Origin of the sequence: Mesorhizobium sp. M1A.F.Ca.IN.022.07.1.1 (assembly GCF_003997575.1) — a bacterium.
Lineage (GTDB): Bacteria > Pseudomonadota > Alphaproteobacteria > Rhizobiales > Rhizobiaceae > Mesorhizobium.
This window is the reverse complement of record NZ_RZST01000355.1, coordinates 1-5,782: the sequence shown is the minus strand read 5'-3', so window position 1 is coordinate 5,782 and position 5,782 is coordinate 1. Positions and strand designations below refer to the sequence as shown.

Genomic DNA, 5,782 nt, shown 5'->3' with positions numbered 1-5,782 from the left:
GGCACCCGCCGCAACCGAGGCCGCGCCGTCGCGTGCCATGGCATCCGGGTCGAGCGGCAGGGCGGGGTGGAAATCCGCGCCGCGGGCGCCGTTGATGCAGGCCTGGACGATCATGGCGGTCGATCCTGTTCAGGCGGAGTCTAGCGCAGGGGAGCATAGACGGGAAACGGAACCTGCGGGCAGGATCTTATCGACGCCGCGATCCTTCGCCGTAGAACTCGACTTTGGGCAATTGGCGGCGTGGAACGCCTTACCCCAAATGCTCCTTCCTCAACCTCTTCTTCATCCGCTCCAGCGCCGGCTGGCCACCTGCCGCTAGTTCCTTGGAAACCCGCGCCAAATCCTCATCCGCCTTTCGATATTTGCTGCCCCAAGCGCCAAGCGTGGCGAGTATCGGCAAAAGGTCGATGCCGGCCTCGGTCAGCCGGTAGATCGCTTTCAGCCTGTGGGTCGGGTCGTCGCTGCGGGTGAGGACGCCTTCGTCGACCAGGGTCTGCAGCCGCTCGGCGAGCGTGCGCGACGAGATGCCTTCGTCCGACTGCAGGAACTCGCGAAAATGCCTTTTCCCGGCGAAGGCCAGGTCGCGGATGATGAGCAGCGTCCAGCGGTCGCCGATGAGCTCGAGCGACAGGCTGATCGGGCAGCCGGACCTTTCCTTGGTCGACATGAAATTAGTTCCATTTGTAAATCACTTTTCAATTGACATCATTCCATTCGCGCGTCAAATGATTTCAAAAGTAAACCGTGGTTGGAGATGCGAGAGGACCGCGCAATGAAAAAGCTCATCCTGCAAATGCAGATGTCGGTCGACGGCTTCGTCGGCGCCGACGAGAACCGTCGTTGGCAGCTTTGGGAATGGGGCGACGAGAGCGACTGGGACGACGAGCTCAAGCAGGACTTCAATGCCGTGTTCGCAACCGTCGACACGATTCTGCTCAGCCGCAAGATGGCCGAGGAGGGCTACCTCAATCACTGGGGCAATGCGGCGAGGAAATTTCCGCGAGACCGTTTCTATGCCTTCGCCCAGCGTATCGTGACAGCTGACAAGGTGGTGCTGAGCGACAGGCTGAAGGCGTCGCGGTGGGAGCGTACCAGGGTCGCGAGCGGCGATCTGCCGCGCGAGATCAATGCGCTGAAGGCGGGCGAGGGCGGCGACATTGCCGTGTTCGGCGGCGCCGGCTTCGCCTCGGCGCTGATCGCCGCCGGGCTGGTCGACGAGTTCCAGCTCTTCATCAACCCGGCGGTGCTGGGTGCCGGCCGTCGCATCTTCGACCAGGCGGGCTTCGCCAAGCTGAAGCTCACCGGCTCGAAGGCCTATGCCTGCGGCATGGTGGTGAACCGCTACGCGCCGGCCGGGTGAGGCACTTGAATCAATCTGGCAGCACGCCGTCTCAACCGCTTGTTCGCTTGTCGTTTCCCGGCGAATTGCGAACCGTCAGTGCCATGCCTTATTCGCCTGGATGCGACGCCAGCGCGTTGGTTTCCCGATACCCCGCTTCATCGTTGGCCGCGGCGGCGAACCGCCGGGCTTCGTGCGACGTGAGACCGATGAGCGCGCGCCCGGCATGTTCGGCGGGCTTGTCATTGGCGATGTCGAACACCGCCCAACTATGATGAGGCGGTTCTTGCACCGCTACGAATCTCATTTGAGCCCCCGCTCTAACGAGATGCTAATGTAGCAGATGCTTTCTGTCGGTCTGTGACGGAAGCCACACAAACAAGACGCGTCCACCGATTATTTCGGCCGGGGAAGTCCGCGGTGAGCTTTTAGCCGCCCTACTGCCCGGCCTGGTCCGCGTCGGTCAGCGTGCCGAGGAAAGCGACGATGTCGTCGATCTCGGCGTCGGTCAGCGCCGGCTTCTCGCCTGGTTTCCTGCCGTTGAAGGGCGGGTCGGTCTTGAGGTTTCCCCGATAGGCCTTTGGCAGATCGTCGAATTTCTCGACCGTGCCATCCGCGTTCTTCGGATACCAGCGCCCCGGATCTGTGTCGCGAGTGACGTAGAAGGCGACAGCCTCGCGCAGCGAGTGGACATAGCCGTTGTGGAAGAAGCTTTTGCGCAGCGCGACATTGCGCAGGGTCGGCGTCTTGAACAGGCCGCAATACTCGCTCCGGCCCTTGAAGTCGGCCCGCAGCGGCCCGCACAGCCCGAGGTCGAGATAATTGGGATCGGCGTTGGCCGGGATCGCCTGGTTGCGCGGCACGGCGATGGCGATCAGGCCGTAATCGGTGAATTGCGGCGGCTCGCCGTCATTTGCCGGCTCGCTCAGATGGCAGCTCGCGCAATTGCCTTTGGTTGCGTCCTCGAACAGCGCACGGCCGCGCAACTCCTGCGCGGTCAACTGCGCCTTGCCGGCAAGGAAGGCGTCGTAGCGGCTGGAATAGGGGTAGAAATCGGCGCTGCTCTGCTCGAAGGTGCCGAGCGCCTCGACCGCCGCGTCGAAGGCATCCTGCTGATGGTCGAAAATATCCGCGCCGAACGCCGCCTTGAACGCGTCGGCATAGGGCGCTTTGCGCAAGGCGGTGACCACGGCGGCTTCATCCTTGTTGCCCATCTCGAACGGCGACAGCAGCGGGATCCTCGCCTGGTCCTTGCCGTGGTCGGCGCGCCCGTCCCAAGTCAATCCGCCGGTCGGGCCATTGTCGACGCTTTCGTCGCCCTCGTCCTCGGAATCGTAGAAATGCTCGGTGAAGGCGGGCGCCGCCTGCAGGTAGCGCAGCGACGGCACCGCGCGCAGGCCAGGCCGGTCGAGGTTCGGCCCCCCCATCTCGACCGGCGCGGTGGAGGCCGGACCGAAGGCGTGGTTGGGATCGTGGCAGGACGAGCAGGCCTGTCTGCCCGAAGCCGACAGCGATGGGTCGAAGAACATTTTTCGCCCGATTGCTGTCAGTGCTTCGGCGCGTGCGAAGGCTTGCGTGCGCGACATCGGGCCAGGATGGACGCCATCTGCCGGCTGGCCGGCGGCGGGCCAAAGAACAGCGACGGCGAGAGCGGCGTGCGTGGCAAATTTCCGTGGTGTCATGACCCTCAATCCCGTTTGCCATTGGCCCGGCAGCGCGGTGCCGCGGATTGTTGACTGGCGGAGGCAAATTGCCAAGCCGGAACGCGGCAGATCAGCCCTTCCACGGACCACCTCGCACGAAGAAAACCGCAGCTACACCCTGGATGGTTGCCGAGATAAATTCCCGTCCGCTATCAATGGCCTCCAAACCCGGACGAAGGACTTTCGATGAGCGAGCTGAAGATCAGAACCCGTGCTACCGGCGCCTGCGCCGTGCTGCCGCCGGGCGGCTTGCCGGCGGTAACGACGCCGACCGGCGGCACGGTCGACGTGGTGACTGCGGTCAGCGCGCCGGGCTTCAACCCGCTCGACCTGCTCTATGCCTCCTTGGCCGCCTGCATGGTGCTGAGCGCCCGCATCGCCGCCACCCGCCTCGGCGTCGCCGACCGGCTTGGCGAGGTGAGGGCGGATGTCGGCGGCGAGAAGGCGAAGGACGAGCCGTCGCGGGTGGAAAGGTTCAATGTCCGGTTGGAGATTGCCGGCGACCTCGACGCCGCGACCAAGCAGTGCATCGTCGAGGATGCCGAGACGATCTGCACCGTCTCCAACACGCTGCGCGGCGCGCCGGCGCTGCACGCGACGCTGGGGTGAGGGGCCGTGGCGCATCTCTCTGCGATCGACTATGCGACCGCCTCCGACGAAATCCGCGTCGAGCATGACCGGGAGCTTGCGCTGCGCGGCCGCATGACCAACATGAAGCGCATCCTGCTTCACTCGCCGGCCGCGCACCGCATCTATGCCGAATGGTTCACGCTGCGCGATCTCCTGGGTCCGACGCTCGAAGACCGGGCGATCTGGCTGTTTTCGAAGGTGATCGCCGAGACGATGCGCGCCGAGATCCCGGTCACCTTCTTCCGCCGCGCGCTGATCGACTCCGGCCTCGATCCGGACGCGATCGAACCCAGCCCGGACGAAGCGCTGCTGATGTCCTTCGGCAGGGCGCTCGCCGCCGACGCCAATGCCGTTGCCGACGAGACCTGGGCCGCGCTGAAGGCGCGCTACGACGAAACGCTGCTCGTCAACCTCGTCGCCTTCGCCGGCATCATGGTGGCGACCTGCGTCTTCACCAATGGAGTGAAGGTGGATCTCGATCCGGAACTGGAGGGGTACCGCCGGAACGCTTGAGGTGAAGGACCCCGGGGCTGGCCGTTGCCTTGCTCTGCCTGCTGCGCATAGACTGAGGCCGGGAACGGGCGATCGGGGGGACCTCGATGCGTTGGCGTGTGGGCTTGCTTGTGTTGGCAGCAGCGCTGCTGGCCGGATGTGTCGCCAATGATGTCGAGCCCATCAACACCCATGTGACGCAAGTCGGGCCTGGCTCGCCGGACTACATTCCCGATGCTCCCGCCGACGGGTCGACCGTGGTCGCGCTGTCCTTCTCTGGCGGCGGCACGCGCGCCACCGCCTTCAGCTATGGCGTGCTTCAGGCGCTCGACGATGTCATGGTCGGCAGCGGCGGGCGAGCGCATACGCTGATCGACGACGTGCGCGTCGTCGGCGGCGTTTCTGGCGGTGCGGTGACGGCGGCCTATCTCGGCTACAAAGGGCGTGGTTACCGCGAGCTTCGCGAGCGCTTCTTGCTGCGCGATGCCGAGAGCTCGCTGCACACCGCCAAGCTCGAACCCGGCAAGGATTTCACCGGCGGCGAATTCGTGCTGACCGAGCAGCGCCCGCGCATGCAGAGCCGCGCCGAGGTGGTGCCGCTCAAGCGCGGCGACGCGGTGATCTTCGCCGTGCACAACCGGCCCGTGGAGGGCACGCGAGGTTACTATCGCGTCAACCTGCGCCACGGCGTCAGCCGCCTGCGCTCGGGCAGGCGACATACGCTCGGTATCATCTTCCACGACGCGAGGTGACACCCCTCCGAGGCGGCTTTTCTCGGCTCTACGTTCCAGGCCGCCGATAACGGATCGCTTTCGCCCTGCTTAGCGCGTCCATCGTCTCCTCGACGCTGAGGAGGACGGTGGTCTCGCAGGAGCTGAGTGCCCCTCCGGCACCGATGGCGAGCACGACGGACGCCATCGAAACATTGTCCGGCGCCTCCCACAGGTTCCACCCGTCGTGTTCGCCGAACGCGTACCAGAACCCGTGCAGCTTTCCGCCGACCGATTCTATGTATGAGCTGGCTGCCTTGCGGCGATCCTCGGGGTTTTCGATCATTCGCGCCCAGGTCTCGGGCGTGTAGCTGAAGCGCGTCAGGTACATGGCCATGGTTGACCTCCCTTGCCAGAGCCTATCAAGTGGTTGGCTCCAGCACTAAGCGCTCGATCGGTCGGCGACGCCAATCAATTTCACCGCGGCTGGGTTCTGCCTCGAAGGAATAGCCGAGCGCGCGGATGCGGCGCTTCTGCCTCTTCCCTCCGCAGCCTCATTCGCGTATGCCCCGGGCAAATCCCGCCATCTCAGCGCAGTTTCCCGGACCGCCCCATGATCCGTCTCGAAAATATCGGCAAGCAGAACGGCCGTCAGATCGTCTTCATCGAAGCCTCGGCCGCCCTGCAGAAGGGCGAGAAGGTCGGCCTCGTCGGCCCGAACGGCGCCGGCAAGACGACGCTCTTCCGCATGATCATCGGCCAGGAGCAGCCGGACGAAGGCCAAGTCTCAGTCGATCGCGGCGTTACCATCGGCTATTTCAGCCAGGATGTCGGTGACATGGAGGGGATGAGCGCCGTCGCCGAGGTGATGGAAGGCGCCGGCCCGGTGAGCGCCGTCGCAGCCGAGA

General features: G+C 64.9%; 9 protein-coding genes and 1 pseudogene. 5 read left to right on the top strand and 5 right to left on the bottom strand.

The genetic code is table 11. The features are described 5' to 3' along the window. Both EOA75_RS35255 and EOA75_RS27580 read right to left on the bottom strand, forming a co-directional pair. Positions 1 to 114: pseudogene (locus EOA75_RS35255) on the bottom strand (3-keto-5-aminohexanoate cleavage protein); the annotation flags it as partial. A 136-nt stretch (positions 115 to 250) separates the two neighbouring features. After that, entirely contained in the window at positions 251 to 667 is a 417-nt protein-coding gene (locus EOA75_RS27580; RefSeq protein WP_067325410.1) for a helix-turn-helix domain-containing protein, read from the bottom strand. 105 nt (positions 668 to 772) lie between these two features. Between EOA75_RS27580 and EOA75_RS27575 the strand changes: the two genes are divergently transcribed. Continuing rightward, entirely contained in the window at positions 773 to 1,360 is a 588-nt protein-coding gene (locus EOA75_RS27575; RefSeq protein WP_127325642.1) for a dihydrofolate reductase family protein, read from the top strand. An 88-nt stretch (positions 1,361 to 1,448) separates the two neighbouring features. Here the strand turns inward: EOA75_RS27575 and EOA75_RS27570 are convergent, their stop codons facing one another. Beyond that, positions 1,449 to 1,646, bottom strand: a complete 198-nt coding sequence (locus EOA75_RS27570; RefSeq protein WP_127325641.1) for a hypothetical protein — start codon at positions 1,644 to 1,646, stop codon at positions 1,449 to 1,451. 130 nt (positions 1,647 to 1,776) lie between these two features. Beyond that, positions 1,777 to 3,021 carry a cytochrome-c peroxidase gene (locus EOA75_RS27565; RefSeq protein ID WP_127325640.1) on the bottom strand — a complete coding sequence of 415 codons (1,245 nt, stop codon included), beginning with the start codon at positions 3,019 to 3,021 and terminating at the stop codon, positions 1,777 to 1,779. A 207-nt stretch (positions 3,022 to 3,228) separates the two neighbouring features. Between EOA75_RS27565 and EOA75_RS27560 the strand changes: the two genes are divergently transcribed. The 3 genes from EOA75_RS27560 (at position 3,229) to EOA75_RS35250 (ending at position 4,916) form a co-directional block, all read left to right on the top strand. After that, on the top strand, positions 3,229 to 3,651 hold the full coding sequence (locus EOA75_RS27560) for an OsmC family protein (protein WP_127325639.1): 423 nt from the start codon (positions 3,229 to 3,231) through the stop codon (positions 3,649 to 3,651). A gap of 6 nt (positions 3,652 to 3,657) precedes the next feature. After that, positions 3,658 to 4,185: a hypothetical protein gene (locus EOA75_RS27555; RefSeq protein ID WP_127325638.1), complete on the top strand. Its 528-nt coding sequence runs from the start codon at positions 3,658 to 3,660 to the stop codon at positions 4,183 to 4,185. A gap of 86 nt (positions 4,186 to 4,271) precedes the next feature. Further along, positions 4,272 to 4,916 carry a 2OG-Fe(II) oxygenase gene (locus EOA75_RS35250; RefSeq protein WP_245466756.1) on the top strand — a complete coding sequence of 215 codons (645 nt, stop codon included), beginning with the start codon at positions 4,272 to 4,274 and terminating at the stop codon, positions 4,914 to 4,916. Between the two features lie 28 nt (positions 4,917 to 4,944). Here EOA75_RS35250 and EOA75_RS27540 read toward each other — a convergent pair whose 3' ends face one another. After that, positions 4,945 to 5,271, bottom strand: a complete 327-nt coding sequence (locus EOA75_RS27540) for a GYD domain-containing protein (RefSeq protein WP_164747035.1) — start codon at positions 5,269 to 5,271, stop codon at positions 4,945 to 4,947. Positions 5,272 to 5,487: 216 nt separating this feature from the next. Between EOA75_RS27540 and EOA75_RS27535 the strand changes: the two genes are divergently transcribed. Further along, positions 5,488 to 5,782, top strand: a 295-nt coding sequence (locus tag EOA75_RS27535) for an ATP-binding cassette domain-containing protein (protein WP_164747590.1), incomplete at its 3' end; no start/stop codon positions are given.

Excerpts from the sequence above, each read along its gene's own strand:
- EOA75_RS35250 (WP_245466756.1), top strand. The coding sequence starts at position 4,272 with ATGCGTTGGCGTGTGGGCTTGCTTGTGTTGGCAGCAGCGCTGCTGGCC.
- EOA75_RS27580 (WP_067325410.1), bottom strand. The coding sequence starts at position 667 with ATGTCGACCAAGGAAAGGTCCGGCTGCCCGATCAGCCTGTCGCTCGAG.
- EOA75_RS27575 (WP_127325642.1), top strand. The coding sequence starts at position 773 with ATGAAAAAGCTCATCCTGCAAATGCAGATGTCGGTCGACGGCTTCGTC.
- EOA75_RS27560 (WP_127325639.1), top strand. The coding sequence starts at position 3,229 with ATGAGCGAGCTGAAGATCAGAACCCGTGCTACCGGCGCCTGCGCCGTG.
- EOA75_RS27565 (WP_127325640.1), bottom strand. The coding sequence starts at position 3,021 with ATGACACCACGGAAATTTGCCACGCACGCCGCTCTCGCCGTCGCTGTT.
- EOA75_RS27540 (WP_164747035.1), bottom strand. The coding sequence starts at position 5,271 with ATGGCCATGTACCTGACGCGCTTCAGCTACACGCCCGAGACCTGGGCG.
- EOA75_RS27570 (WP_127325641.1), bottom strand. The coding sequence starts at position 1,646 with ATGAGATTCGTAGCGGTGCAAGAACCGCCTCATCATAGTTGGGCGGTG.